General features: G+C 55.7%; 13 protein-coding genes. 11 read left to right on the forward strand and 2 right to left on the reverse strand.

Going from position 1 to position 15,433, the window contains the following annotated elements; all coding sequences use genetic code 11:
• Positions 1-20 precede the first annotated feature (20 nt).
• From A9G06_RS14120 to A9G06_RS14140, 5 genes are all read left to right on the forward strand, one after another.
• Positions 21-1,976: a heme lyase CcmF/NrfE family subunit gene (locus A9G06_RS14120; protein WP_069555630.1), complete on the forward strand. Its 1,956-nt coding sequence runs from the start codon at positions 21-23 to the stop codon at positions 1,974-1,976.
• On the forward strand, positions 1,973-2,503 hold the full coding sequence (locus A9G06_RS14125) for a DsbE family thiol:disulfide interchange protein (protein ID WP_005353655.1): 531 nt from the start codon (positions 1,973-1,975) through the stop codon (positions 2,501-2,503). Before A9G06_RS14120 ends, A9G06_RS14125 begins: the two co-directional genes overlap by 4 nt.
• An 11-nt stretch (positions 2,504-2,514) precedes the next feature.
• On the forward strand, positions 2,515-2,994 hold the full coding sequence (locus A9G06_RS14130) for a cytochrome c-type biogenesis protein (protein WP_069555631.1): 480 nt from the start codon (positions 2,515-2,517) through the stop codon (positions 2,992-2,994).
• Positions 2,991-4,259 (forward strand): c-type cytochrome biogenesis protein CcmI, encoded by a 1,269-nt coding sequence (gene ccmI, locus A9G06_RS14135; protein ID WP_069555632.1) that lies wholly within the window; start codon positions 2,991-2,993, stop codon positions 4,257-4,259. Before A9G06_RS14130 ends, ccmI begins: the two co-directional genes overlap by 4 nt.
• Before the next feature lie 85 nt (positions 4,260-4,344).
• Positions 4,345-5,157: a VacJ family lipoprotein gene (locus A9G06_RS14140; RefSeq protein WP_069555633.1), complete on the forward strand. Its 813-nt coding sequence runs from the start codon at positions 4,345-4,347 to the stop codon at positions 5,155-5,157.
• A 112-nt stretch (positions 5,158-5,269) separates the two neighbouring features.
• Here the strand turns inward: A9G06_RS14140 and sodB are convergent, their stop codons facing one another.
• Positions 5,270-5,854: a superoxide dismutase [Fe] gene (sodB, locus tag A9G06_RS14145; protein WP_069555634.1), complete on the reverse strand. Its 585-nt coding sequence runs from the start codon at positions 5,852-5,854 to the stop codon at positions 5,270-5,272.
• 288 nt (positions 5,855-6,142) lie between these two features.
• Here sodB and A9G06_RS14150 point away from each other — a divergent pair, with 288 nt between their 5' ends.
• Positions 6,143-6,487, forward strand: coding sequence for a Grx4 family monothiol glutaredoxin (locus A9G06_RS14150; protein WP_069555635.1), 345 nt, complete (start codon positions 6,143-6,145; stop codon positions 6,485-6,487).
• 161 nt (positions 6,488-6,648) lie between these two features.
• Here A9G06_RS14150 and A9G06_RS14155 read toward each other — a convergent pair whose 3' ends face one another.
• The gene (locus A9G06_RS14155; RefSeq protein WP_069555636.1) at positions 6,649-7,860 is read right to left on the reverse strand and encodes an RsmB/NOP family class I SAM-dependent RNA methyltransferase; all 1,212 of its coding nucleotides are present in this window, start codon (positions 7,858-7,860) and stop codon (positions 6,649-6,651) included.
• A 215-nt stretch (positions 7,861-8,075) separates the two neighbouring features.
• On the opposite strand from A9G06_RS14155, the gene A9G06_RS14160 reads away from it, so the two are divergent.
• The 5 genes from A9G06_RS14160 to A9G06_RS21570 all read left to right on the forward strand — a co-directional run bounded on the left by A9G06_RS14160 (position 8,076) and on the right by A9G06_RS21570 (position 15,410).
• Positions 8,076-10,052 carry a reprolysin-like metallopeptidase gene (locus tag A9G06_RS14160; protein ID WP_069555637.1) on the forward strand — a complete coding sequence of 659 codons (1,977 nt, stop codon included), beginning with the start codon at positions 8,076-8,078 and terminating at the stop codon, positions 10,050-10,052.
• Complete coding sequence (locus A9G06_RS14165; protein WP_064339713.1) at positions 10,049-10,378, forward strand: hypothetical protein; 330 nt, start codon at positions 10,049-10,051, stop codon at positions 10,376-10,378. The genes A9G06_RS14160 and A9G06_RS14165 overlap by 4 nt, the downstream gene beginning before the upstream one ends.
• A gap of 253 nt (positions 10,379-10,631) precedes the next feature.
• The gene (locus A9G06_RS14170; protein ID WP_069555638.1) at positions 10,632-12,602 is read left to right on the forward strand and encodes a reprolysin-like metallopeptidase; all 1,971 of its coding nucleotides are present in this window, start codon (positions 10,632-10,634) and stop codon (positions 12,600-12,602) included.
• Positions 12,581-12,919 (forward strand): hypothetical protein, encoded by a 339-nt coding sequence (locus tag A9G06_RS14175; protein ID WP_083243794.1) that lies wholly within the window; start codon positions 12,581-12,583, stop codon positions 12,917-12,919. Before A9G06_RS14170 ends, A9G06_RS14175 begins: the two co-directional genes overlap by 22 nt.
• 304 nt (positions 12,920-13,223) lie before the next feature.
• The gene (locus tag A9G06_RS21570; protein WP_083243795.1) at positions 13,224-15,410 is read left to right on the forward strand and encodes a reprolysin-like metallopeptidase; all 2,187 of its coding nucleotides are present in this window, start codon (positions 13,224-13,226) and stop codon (positions 15,408-15,410) included.
• Positions 15,411-15,433: the final 23 nt, after the last annotated feature.

Genomic DNA, 15,433 nt, shown 5'->3' on the forward strand with positions numbered 1-15,433 from the left:
CAATTGAAAGGAATGCCTTCATGATCCCGGAATTAGGTCAGTTTGCGCTGATCCTGGCCTTTGCCACTGCCCTGCTGCTGGGTAGCTACCCACTGCTGGGCGCTAGTTGGGGGCGTCTTGGCATGATGTCGGCGGCCCGTCCGCTCGCCTATGCCCAGTTTTTGTTGCTGCTGCTGTCGTTTCTCTGCCTGACCTGGGCCTTTATCGACAACGACTTCACCGTGCAGTATGTGGCCACTAACTCCAATAGCCTGCTGCCGCTCGCCTATCGTATCTCGGCGGTGTGGGGGGCCCACGAAGGTTCCCTGCTGCTGTGGGTTCTGACCTTAGGGGGCTGGACTGCGGCGGTGGCCATGTTCAGCCGCCGTCTGCCGCTAGATGCTGTCGCGCGGGTACTCGGTGTACTGGGGCTGATCTCGGTCGGCTTCACTGCATTCGTGCTGTTCACCTCCGATCCCTTCACCCGCACCTTGCCCTATTTCCCGGTAGATGGTCGTGACCTCAATCCGCTGCTGCAGGATCCGGGTCTTATCTTCCATCCGCCGATGCTCTACATGGGTTATGTGGGCTTCTCGGTGGCGTTTGCCTTTGCCATTGCTTCGCTGATGACCGGCCGTCTCGATGCGACCTGGGCTCGCTGGTCGCGCCCCTGGACCATGGCGGCCTGGGTATTCCTGACCCTAGGCATCGTGCTCGGCTCCTGGTGGGCCTACTACGAGCTCGGTTGGGGCGGCTGGTGGTTCTGGGATCCGGTAGAAAACGCCTCCTTCATGCCCTGGCTCGCGGGCACCGCTCTGCTGCACTCGCTGGCGGTGAGCGAGAAGCGCTCCACCTTCAAGGCGTGGACCGTGCTGCTGGCCCTCTCAGCTTTCTCGCTGAGCCTGCTGGGTACCTTCCTGGTACGCTCCGGCGTGTTGGTGTCGGTGCATGCGTTTGCCTCCGATCCGACCCGCGGTCTGTTTATTCTCGGCTTCCTGCTGGCGGTGATCGGCTCATCCTTGCTGCTGTTTGCCTTCAAAGGCTCGCAGGTGAAGAGCCACGGCAAACACGAGCTGTGGAGTCGCGAGACCCTGCTGCTTTGCAACAACATCATGCTGGTGGCGGGTCTGCTGACCGTGCTGCTCGGTACCTTGCTGCCGCTGGTGCACAAGGAGCTGGGGCTGGGGAGCATTTCCATCGGTACTCCCTTCTTCAACCACATCTACAGCTGGCTGATCATCCCGTTTGCCCTGCTGCTGGGGATTGGCCCGCTGTTTCGCTGGCGTCGTCAGGAGCTGGGGGAACTCAAAAGCAAGGTGGTTGTGGCACTGGTGCTGAGTCTGGCCGCAGCCTTGCTGTTGCCGCTGCTCTTTGCCGAAACCTTCAAGCCGTGGGCGGCGGTAGGGATTGGTCTGGGGGCCTGGATCATCGTCACCAGCGTGCAGGAGACCTGGGCGCGAGCGACCCACAAGCACAGCTTTGCAGTCGGTGTGCGCAAGCTTGGCAACAGCCACTGGGCCATGATCCTCGGCCATGTGGGGCTGGCAGTCAGCATCATAGGTATCGCTTGCACCCAGAATTACAGCATCGAGAAGGATCTGCGGATGCAGGCGGGTGATCGGGTGCACTTTGCCGATTACGAGTTCGTCTTTGCCGGGATCAAGGAGAAGAACGGCCCCAACTACGATGGCTTCAAGGGCGTGCTGGAAGTGCACCGCAATGGCAAGCAGGTCGCCCTGCTCAAGCCCGAGAAGCGGATGTACAAGGTGAGCCGGATGCCGATGACCGAAGCGGCCATCGATGCCGGTATCACCCGCGATCTCTATGCGGCGCTGGGGGAACAGCTCGACAACGGTGCTTGGGCGGTGCGGATCTACTACAAGCCGTTCGTGCGCTGGATCTGGTTCGGCGGCGTCTTTATGGCCATTGGTGGCGTGCTGGCGATGCTGGACAAGCGTTACCGTTTCGGCAGTCGTGAGGAGGAGGCCAAGGCATGAACAAAAAGACCTGGTTGTTTTTAATCCCCTTTATCGTCTTTTTGCTGGGGGCGGTGTTCCTGTTCAAAGGGCTCTACTCCGATCCCACCAAGCTTGAGTCCGTGATGGTGGGCAAAGAGGTGCCGGTGTTCACTCTGCAGGACATTTACGATCTGAACAAACAGCACGATCGCAGTATCCTGACCGGTCGCCCCATGCTGCTCAACGTCTGGGCCACCTGGTGCCCGACCTGCTATGGCGAGCATACCTACCTCAAACAGCTGGCGGGGCAGGGTATTCCCATCATCGGCATGAACTACAAGGATGAGCGCGACAAGGCGATCAAGTGGCTGGCGGAGCTGGGTAACCCCTATCAGGTCAACCTCTATGATCCGGACGGCATGCTGGGGCTGGATCTCGGGGTATACGGCGCGCCGGAGACCTTCTTTATCGACAGCAAGGGGATCATCCGTTATCGCCACGTGGGGGACATAAACCCCGAGAACTGGGCGTCGACCCTCAAACCCATCTTTGATGCCATGAAGTGAGGGGAGTCCTGATGAGAGTATTTATTGCTTCCCTGCTGCTGTTGCTGGGATGGGTAGTGCAAGCACCCGCCATGGCCGCTATCGATGTCTACAGCTTCGACAACGACAATCAGGAGCAGGTCTTTCGCGAACTGACCAAGGAGCTGCGTTGCCCCAAGTGTCAGAACCAGGATATCGCCGACTCCAATGCGGGGCTGGCCAAGGACTTGCGCGACAAGACCTACCAGATGGTGCGCGAGGGCAAGGATAAAGAGGAGATTGTGGATTATATGGTGGCCCGCTACGGCAACTTTATCCTCTATAACCCGCCCCTGATGGCCTCCACCCTGATCCTCTGGCTCGGCCCGCTGCTGGTGATCCTGATCGGTGGCGCCGTGGTCGTGATGCGCAGCCGCCGGCCCCCTGCGGTGAAAAAACAACTGGATAACGCCCTGAGCGAGGAGGAGCAGCGCCGACTGGCCGAGCTGCTCAAAGAGGAAGAGAAACAATGACCGCTTTTTGGATAGTGATTGCGGGCTTGCTGGTGCTGGTGAGTCTGGCGCTCGTCGTGCCGCTGTGGTGTGGTGAAGGCAAACAGAGCATCAGTCGCTCGGCGCTCAACAAACAGCTCTATCGCCAGCGGCTGCTGGAGATTGGCGAAGAGCGCGAGCAGGGTGTCCTGGCTGAGGAGTCCGACTCGCTGGTCGAGCTGCAACGAAGTCTCTTGGATGATATCCCCGATGTGGAGCAGACTGCCCGCAGTGGCAAGAGTCTGATCTGGATCCCGGGTGTGCTGGTGCTGTTGGTGGTGAGTCTGGGGCTCTACTACAAGTTGGGCTCCTGGCAAGAGGTGAGTCGCTGGCAAGATGCCAGCAGCCGTCTTGGCGAGCTGAGCAACCGTATTCTGGTGGAGCGGGATGCCAAGGTGACCGAGCAGGATCTGCTGGATTTCACGCTGGCACTGCGTACCCGCCTCAAGGATGAACCGAACGACTACCGCGGCTGGCTGCTGCTGGGACGCTTGGCGCTGGATGGCAATGATCCCGAGATGGCCAGCGAGGCGCTGGAGCGGGCCTACACGCTTGCCCCCCAGAAATCGCTGGTGGCGGTGCCCTATGCGCAGGCGCTGATGATGACGGGGGATGAGGCGCAAGCGGATGCCCTGTTGCAGGCTGCTATCGCGCAGGATCCGGACAATATCGAGGCGCGCTCCGTCTATGCCTTTATGGCGCTGCAAAAAGAGGACTTCCAGACCGCGCTGGCTCGCTGGCAGGCGATGTTGCCACTGATGGAGAAAGGTACCCCCCGTTACGTGATGGTCGAGCGCTCCATGGAGTATGCTCGCGCGCAGCTCAAGCAGCGCGGCATCGAGGTGACGAATTCAGGCGCAGCCAAAGCGGGCGCAGTTGAGGGACAACCGCTGGCGGTGAAGGAGGGGGAATTCCCCATCCACGTCACGTTGGCGGCGGGCATTCAGATGCCGGAAGATGCCCATCTCTTCGTCTTTGCCGTGGTGCCCAACGGGCCGCCCATGCCCATCGCCGTGAAGCGTATCGCAGGGCCAACCTTGCCTGTTACCCTGTCACTCGGGGATGGCGATGCCATGATGGAAGGTAGCAAACTGGCGGCCTATCCGGAGCTGCAGTTCAAGGCGCGTCTCTCGCGCGGTGGCAATGTGATGAACAAGGAAGGAGCCTTCGAAGGGGTATCCGTGTCGGTCAAGACGGCCGAGATCCCTGCTGCTCCGATTGACATCCGCATCGATCACGCCCTCTAATATGCCTTTGGATAACCCGGCCCCTGGATAGGGGCCGGGTTATCTATACTTCTGATAAATCAAAATAAAACGTCAGGACAATCATATGTATCTTCGTTCAGGGTCCATACTGGCAGCCCTCTTGCTGGCTGGCTGTGCCGGTGGCCCACCCAAGCCTGGCCCAGAGAGTCTGGATCTCAATCCCGGCATGAATAATCCGGGTGCCACCAGTACGGCGGCCGATCCCCGCGATCCCTTCCAGGGGGCCAACCGGGCCATGTGGGCGGTCAACTATGATGTGCTGGAACCCTATGTGGCACGTCCTGTGGTACATGCCTATGCCCGCTACATTCCGGTAGGGGTGAAGGATGGCATTGCCAACTTTGTTGCCAACTTTGATGAGCCAAGCAGCATGGTGAACCATCTGATCACCGGCGATTTGAAGGGGGCGGGCACCAACCTGGGGCGCTTTACCCTCAACACCACGGTCGGTCTGCTGGGTATCTTCGATGTGGCCAAACATGCCGGCCTCGAGCGCAACAAGCTGGAGATGAACACAGTGCTGGGCAGGGCCGATATCGGTAATGGTGCCTACATCATGGTGCCTGTTTACGGCCCGACCACCACCCGTGAGCTGGTTGGCGATGCGATTGACAGCTTCTATTTCCCCTATGCCCTGTTAACCTTCCCGATGAAGGTTGCACACTGGGCGCTGGATGGCTTGGGCACACGTGCCAAGCTGATCGATCAGGAGCGGATCATCGACAACTCCCTCGATCCTTATGCGCTGACCAAGGATTTCTACCTGCAATATAACCAGGGCAAGGTGACGGGCAAGCAGACCGAGCTGAAAGCGTCTCAGCAAGAGCAGGCCGACGATGCCAATCTGGATGAATATATGGACGAGCTGGACCAGTAAGCGGGTCATCTCGATATGTAAAAGGCGCCTGCGGGCGCCTTATTCATTTTCGCAGCCATATCGAGATAAAAAAACGCCCCGCAGTGCGGGGCGTTTTGGCAAGCGAGGCTGATTAGGCAGCCAGATTCTTGGCCACGAATTCCCAGTTAACCAGAGCCCAGAAGGTTTCCATGTACTTCGGACGCAGGTTGCGGAAGTCGATGTAGTAGGCGTGCTCCCACAGGTCAACAGTCAGCAGTGGGGTGGTACCGGCTTCAGTCAGCGGGCAGCCAGCGTTGGAGGTGTTGACGATAGCCAGAGTGCCGTCAGCTTTCTTCACCAGCCAAGTCCAGCTGGAGCCGAAGTTGCCGATGGCAGATTTGGTGAAGGCATCTTTGAACTCGGCGAAGGAGCCGAATGCTTTGTTGATGGCATCAGCCAGGGCGCCAGTCGGCTCGCCACCGCCATTCGGGGAGAGGCAGTGCCAGTAGAAGGTGTGGTTCCAGATCTGGGCGGCGTTGTTAAAGATGCCGCCGTTGGAGGTCTTGATGATCTCTTCCAGAGACTTGCCTTCAAACTCGGTACCCGGCACTAGATTGTTCAGGTTGACCACGTAGGTGTTGTGGTGCTTGCCGTGGTGATATTCCAGAGTTTCCTGGGAGATGTGCGGTTCCAGAGCGTTGATTGCATAGGGCAGAGCGGGAAGTTCGAATGCCATTTTCTACTCTCCATTGGCTGGACCGTGCGAAGGCGACGGTTGCAAGACATTGCGTACTCTTTTCTATATGTGAAAAGAGTTGTTTTTAAAATGATGGGGCTGGGTAGCCCAAAGCCAAGGGATTGTAGCAGTATCAAAGATGGCCTAACAACTCTTGATTGGCGCCATGATCGCGATCAATCCTGTGTGGGTTCTTTGCGCAATTCGAGCCGGGTCACCCCTTTGTCAGTTTGTGCTCGGGCAAGATTGCAGTAGAATGGCCGCCGAAATCGCTCTAGTGAGGCACCTATGGAAACTATTGAAAAGATTAAGCAGCAGCTGGCTGACAACCCCATCATCATCTACATGAAGGGCTCCCCCAAGCTACCCAGCTGTGGCTTCTCTGCCCAGGCCTCCCAGGCTCTGATGTCCTGCGGCGAGCCGTTTGCATACGTTGATATCCTGCAAAATCCGGATATCCGCGCCGAATTGCCAAAATTCGCCAACTGGCCGACTTTCCCCCAGCTGTGGGTTGAGGGTGAGCTGATCGGCGGCTGTGACATCATGATCGAGATGTTCCAGGCTGGCGAGTTGCAGGCTCTGATCAAAGAGACTGCTGCCAAGTACAAGCAGGATGACGCTGCTGCTGAATAAGCGGATGTTCATATCGCTGAAAAGGGAGTCATCATGGCTCCCTTTTTTATTTGCTGGCGACGCAAGCAGTACACACGGTTCCCCATCGGGAGTGTGTCAGCAAGCCAAAACAAAGCGGCTGCCATAGGCAGCCGCTTTTTCTATCTGGTCATCGGGGTGGATCAGGCGATCCGTTCGATACGAGCCATGTAGAAGCCGTCGAAGCCGGTCTCGGACGGGCTCACGGTGTGATCGTCACGCAGACGGAAGTGCTCGTTGGCCGCGAGGAACTTGTCCACCTGCTGGCGGTTCTCCTGAGGCAGGATGGAACAGGTTGCATAGACCAGCAGACCACCGACCTTCACCATCTGGCTGTAACGCTGCAGGATCTCTTCTTGCAGTGCGACCAGCACCGGCAGACGCTCGGCGGTATCGCGCCACTTGGCATCCGGATTGCGCTTGAGTACGCCCAGACCGGAGCAGGGCACGTCCAGCAGTACGCGGTCGGCGCTCTCTTTGAGGCGCTTGACGGTCTTGCTGCTGGTGATGACCCGGGTTTCCACGTTGTGGGCACCGGCACGACGGGCGCGCTGCTTGAGGTTCTCCAGCTTCCACTCTTCCACATCCATTGCCAGCAGACGGCCTTTGCCCTGCATCATGGCGGCCAGATGCAGGGTCTTGCCACCGGCACCGGCGCAGGCGTCGATAACGCGCATGCCTGGGGCAACTTCCAGCGCAGCAGCAACCAGCTGGGAGCCTGCGTCCTGCTGTTCGAAGCAACCATCGGCAAAGGCCTTGGTACGGAACAGGGCGGCGTCAGAGGTGACCTGCAGGGCAGTCTCCACACCTTCAACCGGAATGGTGGTGACCTGCTCTTTGGCCAGCATGGCTTGCAGCTCATCACGGGTGCACTTGAGGGTGTTGACCCGCAGGTAGCGCTTGGGCATCCAGGCCAGGGCTGCACGCTCGGCCGGCCAGGCTTCACCCAGTTGCTCGCTGCCCAGTTTCTCCAGCCAGCTCGGGCAACCATCCATCAATACCGAGTTCTTCTTCGCCTCGGTCAGACGGCGGCGGAATGCTTCTTCATTGAAGCGATCCAGGGTCGGGTGGTTGGGCTGGGCAATTTTGTGGAATGCGTGCCAGCTGTGCAGCAGTGGCCAGACATTCTTTTCGGCCTGACGCACCTGAATACCGGTGAGGAAACAATAGAGGCTGAGACGGCGCAGCAGGTCGCCGGTGACCAGGGCAATCCTTGCCTGTTCTTGCGGTTTGAGTTCGATGCCTGAGAAGTGACGGGCATAGGCGCGGTCGAGGGTGAGACCCTGACCGAGCACATCGTCAACAATGGCAACGACCAGATCCCCGAAACGGGGCAACAGTGGGGATTTGAGCATGAGATTAACCTTGGCCAGATAAAGATGAACCGCACCTTTGTGAAGAGGGGCAGTTCTAAAATTGACAAATCCGCGCAATGATAGGGGTTAGACGGGGTTGGCGCAACACTCCCCATGGGTGAGTGGCTGAAACAGTGGCGCCGGGCTTCTTGATTCGGCGGGATAATGATGCCGGTAATGGTTCAAAAAAGTGCATGACTACAAGGATGACAAAGATGCATGTGACCAGTAAGTGTTCGTTGGCCCTGTTGGTGGCCAGTTTTTTGGGGTCAACCAGTCTGATGGCCAGCGAGTGGAGCACGGTAGCCGCCAGAGCGACTGCGGAGCAAGGTTATGAGGTGCGGGCCCATCAGTTCAGGGTTGCCAAGGTGCCGCTCGACTATTTTTCCGGGCTGCAAGCCGGGGCGAGTGAGCTGACCCTGCCGCTGCCCGATGGGGGGGAGGTCACCTTTGCTCTGGAAGCCTACGACTTGCTGCCTGCAGATCTTGCCGCCAAGTATCCGCAGATCCGCACCTTCAAGGGTCACAACCCGGCGCATCCGATAGAGACGGGGCGCTTCGATCTGGGGCCGCAAGGTTTCCACGCCATGTTCAGCCATCAGGGCAGGATGGTGTTTGTCGATCCGCTCAGCAATGCCGAAGGCTACGCCGTCTATTACCAGCAGGATGCCCATAGTCGATTGGAAGAGGCTGCAGATGAGGTGATAGGGCCCAAGCTCAGCAAACTGGTGCGCAAGGTGCAAGTGGATGGCAATGTTCGCAAGCGCTACGTCATTGCCATTTCGGCGACAGGAGAATTTACCCAATACCATGGTGGCTCCAAAGCGCTTACCATGGCGGCGATTGCGACCTTGCTCAACCGCGTCAATCAGGTCTATCAACGGGATGTGGGCGCCGAATTCGTGCTGGCCAGTGGCAATGACAACCTGATCTTTACCGATCCGGCCAGCGACTTGTTTGCCAATGATAATTCGGATGCGCAGACCAATATCGGGGTACAGGCTTATTACTTTACCAATATGCAGCTCGGTAATTTTGATATCGGCCATGTCCTGAATACCAATGGCGGCGGTCTGGCCGGATTGGCTGTGCTCTGCACCAATCAGAAGTCTGGCGGGATGTCGGGTTCACCCACACCGGTAGGAGATGCCTTCTTCGTTGACTATGTGGCTCATGAAATTGGCCACCAGTTTGGTGCCGATCATACCTTCAACGGCACTACCGGGAGTTGCGGTGCAGGTACCCGGGTTGCGAATCAAGCCTATGAGCCAGGTAGTGGCAGCTCCATCATGGCCTATGCCGGTATTTGTGGTGATGAGAATATCCAGACTCACAGCGACCCCTATTTTCATAGCAAGTCCATCGAGCAGATGCGTGCGCACATGGCGACCGTATCGACTTGCGGAACCACGCTCTCGTTGAGCAATAATGCCCCGCAGGCAGCAGCAGGTGGGGACTATGTGATCCCTGCCAATACGGCCTTTATGTTAAAAGGGGCTGGTGGAGATCTGGATAATGATTCTCTGCTCTACAACTGGGAGCAGATCGATCTGGGTACTGAATCGAGCAGTGCCGCCACCATGGTTGACGATGGCTCCCGGCCGCTGTTTCGTTTTGTCTCTCCCACCAGCTCTGCCGAGCGGATTTTGCCAAGCTTGCCATCGTTGCTCTCCGGTACTCTCGCCAAAGGAGAGGCCTGGCCGACTACCAACCGGGGTCTCAATTTCAGACTGACGGTGCGTGATGGTCAGGGTGGCGTTGCCAGTGATGACATGAAAGTGCAAGTGATCAATACCGGTGCGGCATTTCGCATCACCAACCCGTTTTACGGGGTGACTCTCACTCCGGGGGCCAGTCAGGCAGTGGCATGGGATGTGGCGGGCACCACGGTGGCGCCGATCAGTTGCAGCAAGGTGGACATCTCGGTGACCCAGGATGAGGGCGTAAGCTGGACAATGCTCGCCGCCGGACAACCCAATAACGGCGCAGCAACGGTAACGTTGCCTGCCGATCTCACCAGTAGCGTCAGGCTGAAAGTGGCATGCAGCGACAATATCTTCTTTGCCATCAGTCCCCTCAAATTGCCTCTGGTGCAAGGTGGCTCGACTTCAGGTGGCGGCGGTGGTGGCGGGGCGATCGGATTGTGGACGTTGGCTCTGGCGCTGCTCGGCTGGCAACGGAGGCGCAAATGAAGGGAGTCCCTCTGTTGCTGCTTGCCGTGCTCGGCGGCTGTCAGGCCGATGCCAGCACGCTGGAACAGGAGCTGAGTGCAAGCCTCGCCAGGCAGGATTACCGCCTGATAGTGATAGCCGGGCGGGGAGAGTTCGCCCCCGGTATTGCAGCCGAGCATCAGGCAGAGGCCAAGGCACGCTGTGGCAAGCGTTATCTGGAGGGATTGGGCGATGTGATAAGACCCGGTCAGCAAGAGATACATGCCAAGCTGAGCGCTTACGCCAGCGAGTATAACCAGCGCATGGTGATTCATTGCCCAATAGCATCGGGCGCTGACAAGCAGTAATACGCCAACGAACCAATCCAAATGGAGGGGATACTCATCCCCCTATCTATCCGTGAAGGCGCCAATGGCGCCTTCACTTTTTTCCGTTGTTGAATGGGGCCAGTCTGTATTGCCTGAGATGGGGATCGCGGGTGTAGCACGATTTTTCAGCGTGACAGAAGTTTTGTGCGAATTTTCTTTTCTGTCTGTCACGCAGATCGTCAATTGACGCTGCACCATACTTGTTGTCACCAAGGTAGGGCAAGGAGGCTCTATGAAGCATGGCATTGCGGTGATTATCACCAGTTTGTCTGTTCAGGTTGCAGCAGAACCACAGTGGACCTTCATGGATGAAAACTTGGAAAGGGGAGGGATCTATGATGTGCGAGCTGAAAAGGTCAGAGTGGTGGTTCCTGACAAGCCTTTTGAACCCGGGCATCTCGCCAGTGTATTGACCTTGCCATTGCCGGATGGCACTACGGTGCAGTTTGATGTTCATTCCAATGCCTTGCTCCCGGAGCCTTTGGCCCAGCGCTACCCTTCTATCAATACTTACAGTGGGAAGGCTATCGATCGGGCGGCGGATACAGGCCGATTTGATGTCACCATACATGGTTTTCACGGTATGTTTACCCATCAGGGGCGTACCTTTTATGTCGATCCGCTTCAGGACGGCTTCTCTTATGCCGTTTATGAACAGCAAGATGCCTGGCGGCGACAGGATGTGGATCAGGTGATTGATCCTCATGGTATCGAGCGTGAGCGAGCTGTGCTAGTCGATGGCAATTTGCGCAAGCGCTACACCATCGCCATCTCGGCAACCGGGGAATATACCCAGTATCACGGTGGTACCAAGGTTGCAGCACTCTCGGCCATTGCAACACTGCTTAATCGGGTCAATGAAGTCTATCGCCGTGATGTGGGGGCCGAGTTTCAGCTTGCAGCCGATACAGACAAGGTGATTTTCACTGATCCTGCGACGGATCCTTTCACCAACTCGACCCAGGATATCGCCATCAACCAGACCCAGCAGGGGCTACTGTTAAACCCAACCTTTGATTTGGGCCATCTGCTGGCGACATCAGGCGGCGGGGTGGCGACCCTGAGATCTCTGTGCAACCCTTTCAGCCGTTCACGGGGCATGACCGGAGGCTCACAGCCTATCGGCGATGCATTCTTTATTGATTATGTGGCTCACGAATTGGGGCACCAGTTGGGGGCCGAGCACTCTTTCAATGGCATGGCCGACAGTTGTGCCACGGGTCGCAAGGCTAGCTCAGCCTGGGAACCGGGCAGTGGTTCGACCATCATGGCCTATGCCGGGATCTGTGGTGAGGAGAATCTGCAGGTTAACAGCACACCTTTCTTCCACAGCAAGTCGATCGAGCAGATGCGGGCCCTGATGGCCTCTCTGCCCTCCTGCGGCACCGACCTGGCGCTTGCCAATAACGCGCCGGTTGTGGATGCGGGGGGGGATAGGGTGATCCCCGCCAATACGCCTTTCACTCTTGTCGGTAGTGCGCTGGATCTGGATGGTCATCCCCTGAGTTACACCTGGGAGCAGGTTGATCTTGGCAATGCATCTTACAGCGTGGCAACCATGGTGGATGATGGAACCCGCCCGCTGTTTCGCTTTGTGTCTCCTACATCGGATCCTCGCAGAACCTTGCCCGCCATGAGCTCTCTGATATCGGGTGCCTTGGCCAAAGGAGAGGCGTGGCCTGCGACCAATCGCAATCTCCAGTTTCGCCTTACCGTACGTGATGGTCAGGGGGCGGTGAGCAGTGATGAAATGGTGGTTCAGGTGATCAATACTGGCGCGGCATTTGCCATCACAGCTCCGCAGATCGGCACCATGGTGGCGGGTAGCACTCAGCTAGTGACCTGGAATGTAGCAGGGACCGATCAGCCTCCTATCAATTGTCCCAGCGTGGATTTAGCCCTGACACAGAATGGCGGTTCTAGCTGGACTACGCTGGCAAGCGGGCTTGCCAATAACGGGTCGGCCAGTGTGGTGTTGCCTGCACCGTTGACCAGCACGGCCAGGCTGAAGCTGGCATGCAGCAATAATATTTTTTTCTCTATCAATGGGATAAGAGGTAATGCGTCTGCCACTACGGCCACAACAGAAAGTGCAACCGTCATTACTGGTAACAGTGCGGGCGGCGGTGGTGGTGGCGCTGTGAGTCTTATCGTGATCCTCCTGATGGGAGGGGCAGCCGGATGGCGCAGGTATTACGGTTAGTTGTCAGTTTGCTGTGTCTGCATATCTGCGCAGCGCCTGTTGTGGCCGCATCGCTGACAGAGGCAATAGATGAGAGTCTTGCTGCCCAGGATTATCGGCTCATCGTGCGTGGCGGGCGCGGCGGTATAGCTCCGGGGGTTGTGGAGTCATTGCAAGCAGAAGCGAGAACCCGGTGCGGAGTCCGTTATCTGAAAGGGTTCGGTGATGTGATTGAGATGGGCAAGGAGGCGGAGTTCGAGCAACGGATTGACTATGCCACCCGATATAACCGGCGGATGCTGGCAAAGTGCATGCCGGAGGCGATTTCAAGGCCATAGTGGCTGTTCAATAACGGCATGTAAACCGACATGATTGGAGTTATAACTCTAATATTCCAAACATACTGATAGCCTCATGGGAATGATCCGATGACTCACATATGAGCCCCCATATACTTTTTTGGAGTTTTAACTCTATTAAAAAGAACTGCTGAAAATGCTAACAAAATGAGCTGTTTATAAACTTTAACTCACTAACCTTATGATTTTAAATGAAATAAAATTCATTTAATTTTTGTTGAAAAAGTTGAATTGTGATTTGTGTCACGTTATTCTCGCCGGCTGTTCAGTCAGGTGATTAATAATGATGAAGTTCACAATAAATGCAATCTCAGTTGTCATCGCAATGTCAGCCAATATCGCGCTGGCATCCCCATGGCATATGGTCGAAGCACAAAATAAGCAGGCGGCTGATACCGTCACAACTAGTGCCTATACCAGCTTTAAGGTCGATGAAGAGTTTATTCAAAACCTGCGTGCTGGCGATACGCTGATTACCTTGCCATTACCCAATGGTGGAATGGTGCAATTTGAAGTGCAGCCCTCGTCGGTGCTACCACCCGCATTGGCCGCCAAGTATCCGGATATCATGACCTTTAAAGGCCATGAAGTGGGTAATGAAAATAATACCGGCAGTTTTGATATTTCCCCCCGTGGATTTAATGGCATGTTTATGCACCAAGGGGAGCAGGTATTTATTGATGTTCAACGTAGTGGTCTTTATTCTGTTTATTACAAGAAAAATGTAAAACCGCGGAAAAATGGGCATCATGAAGAGCTGATGCAGAATAATACAAGTGAGCATGAAAATGAAAAAAAGCGCTCCTTGTTAGATAGTGCAACTAAGCAAGCTGCACAAAATTATAACTTTCCTGGAGTAAAAACATATCGGATTGCGATATCTACTACTGGAGAGTACACCACCTCATTTCATGGTAAAGTTGGTGCTTTGTCATCTATCGTAACATTGCTGGCTCGTGTCAATGAGATATATGAGCGTGATCTTGGCATAAAGTTTATATTGGCAGATGGCAATGATAATATCATTTTTGAGGATCCAGATACAGACCTGTTTTTTAACGGGTATAATAAAGACCGTACATCGGCCACGCCAAACATAGATCGTGATGATGCCCATCGAAATGAGCTTGTTCAACAGCTGGCTCAAAGAGAAGTCGATCCTGATAAAAAATTAGGTGAGTTTGATATTGGTCACGTGCTGATGACGACCAATTATTCTGGCTTGGCATGGGGGACGCTGTGCGCAGCTCCAAATCTGGATTATTTCGGGAATAAGTCCCTTGGTCGAAATCTTCGTTCCAATGCCATGAGTGGTGCCGGTAATGGTAGCTCGGGCGCTGGAATTGCAGAGATCGATGCGATGTTTGTCGATACTTTTGCGCATGAAGTGGGCCATCAGCTCGGTGCAGAGCATATTTTTAATGTCAACACTGGTGGACGTGTAGCTGGTACTGCTTGGGAGGTCGGTAGTGGCACAACCATCATGGGTTATCCGGGCAGAGCAGGCATGGGATCACAAAGTCTGCAATCTAAAACGACAGGTTATTTTCATAGCAAGTCAATTGATCAGATGCGTGCTGTGCTAGCCAACCGTCCAGATAATTGTGGCGCTGTTGAGCCTATGTTCAAGCAAGACATTGATGTGAATATCTCGCCAGCATCGCAATCAAAAGTTATTCCTGTTAGAACTGCATTTTCACTCACAGGGATTGGTGTCGGTGAAGATGGAATGACCTTTACCTGGGAACAGGTTGATATTGGTCGGGCGACTGAGAGTGCATCTGATATATACTATGGGAAATTGAGCGATGGGCCCTTATATCGTTTTTTGGCGCCTGCAACGTCTCCTGAACGTCACTTTCCTTCTTTGGCTACTCAGCTAAGGGGATATGAACGATTTATGTTGCAACAGCCTGAGCTAATAAAAGATGAAGAGAAGGGCGATCCATGGGTCAATGTACCGCGCACCCTTAACTTCCGTCTGGTCGCCCGTGATGGCAAAGGCGGTGGTGCCTATGATGAGACCTCGGTCGAGGTGGTCGATACAGGTTCACAAACCTTCAAGATATTGCCAGCCCCTGATCAGCGTATTCTGGTTGGCAGCCCGACCACTGTGAACTGGCAAGTAGCTGGAACCGACGGTGGCCGCATCAACTGTCAGCGGGTCGATATCAGTTATAGCAACGATGAAGGCAAGAGTTGGCAGCCGCTGGTCAATGGCGTGAGCAACAATGGCGCTCATGAGGTAACCATTCCGGCCAATGTTGACAGCGTTGTTCGCCTCAAGCTGGCCTGTAGCGACAATATCTTCTATGCCATTACGCCAAAACTGGCGACCAAGAGCAATGATACACCGGCTCCCCAGCCTGAAAGCAATGGCGGCGGTGGCGGTGGTTCGACCGGTCTGTTCGTGCTGTTGGGCCTTGGTATTGCTGCGTTGCTGCGTCGTCGTGAGACCATGAGCTACTAAACCAGATAACCCAAGGGTGAGAT

Origin of the sequence: Aeromonas sp. DNP9 (assembly GCF_001728955.1) — a bacterium.
GTDB classification, from domain to species: Bacteria; Pseudomonadota; Gammaproteobacteria; order Enterobacterales; family Aeromonadaceae; genus Aeromonas; species Aeromonas veronii.

Coding starts and splice junctions, on each gene's coding strand:
- A9G06_RS14120 (WP_069555630.1), top strand. CDS start 21: ATGATCCCGGAATTAGGTCAGTTTGCGCTGATCCTGGCCTTTGCCACT.
- A9G06_RS14125 (WP_005353655.1), top strand. CDS start 1,973: ATGAACAAAAAGACCTGGTTGTTTTTAATCCCCTTTATCGTCTTTTTG.
- A9G06_RS14130 (WP_069555631.1), top strand. CDS start 2,515: ATGAGAGTATTTATTGCTTCCCTGCTGCTGTTGCTGGGATGGGTAGTG.
- ccmI (WP_069555632.1), top strand. CDS start 2,991: ATGACCGCTTTTTGGATAGTGATTGCGGGCTTGCTGGTGCTGGTGAGT.
- A9G06_RS14140 (WP_069555633.1), top strand. CDS start 4,345: ATGTATCTTCGTTCAGGGTCCATACTGGCAGCCCTCTTGCTGGCTGGC.
- sodB (WP_069555634.1), bottom strand. CDS start 5,854: ATGGCATTCGAACTTCCCGCTCTGCCCTATGCAATCAACGCTCTGGAA.
- A9G06_RS14150 (WP_069555635.1), top strand. CDS start 6,143: ATGGAAACTATTGAAAAGATTAAGCAGCAGCTGGCTGACAACCCCATC.
- A9G06_RS14155 (WP_069555636.1), bottom strand. CDS start 7,860: ATGCTCAAATCCCCACTGTTGCCCCGTTTCGGGGATCTGGTCGTTGCC.
- A9G06_RS14160 (WP_069555637.1), top strand. CDS start 8,076: ATGCATGTGACCAGTAAGTGTTCGTTGGCCCTGTTGGTGGCCAGTTTT.
- A9G06_RS14165 (WP_064339713.1), top strand. CDS start 10,049: ATGAAGGGAGTCCCTCTGTTGCTGCTTGCCGTGCTCGGCGGCTGTCAG.
- A9G06_RS14170 (WP_069555638.1), top strand. CDS start 10,632: ATGAAGCATGGCATTGCGGTGATTATCACCAGTTTGTCTGTTCAGGTT.
- A9G06_RS14175 (WP_083243794.1), top strand. CDS start 12,581: ATGGCGCAGGTATTACGGTTAGTTGTCAGTTTGCTGTGTCTGCATATC.
- A9G06_RS21570 (WP_083243795.1), top strand. CDS start 13,224: ATGATGAAGTTCACAATAAATGCAATCTCAGTTGTCATCGCAATGTCA.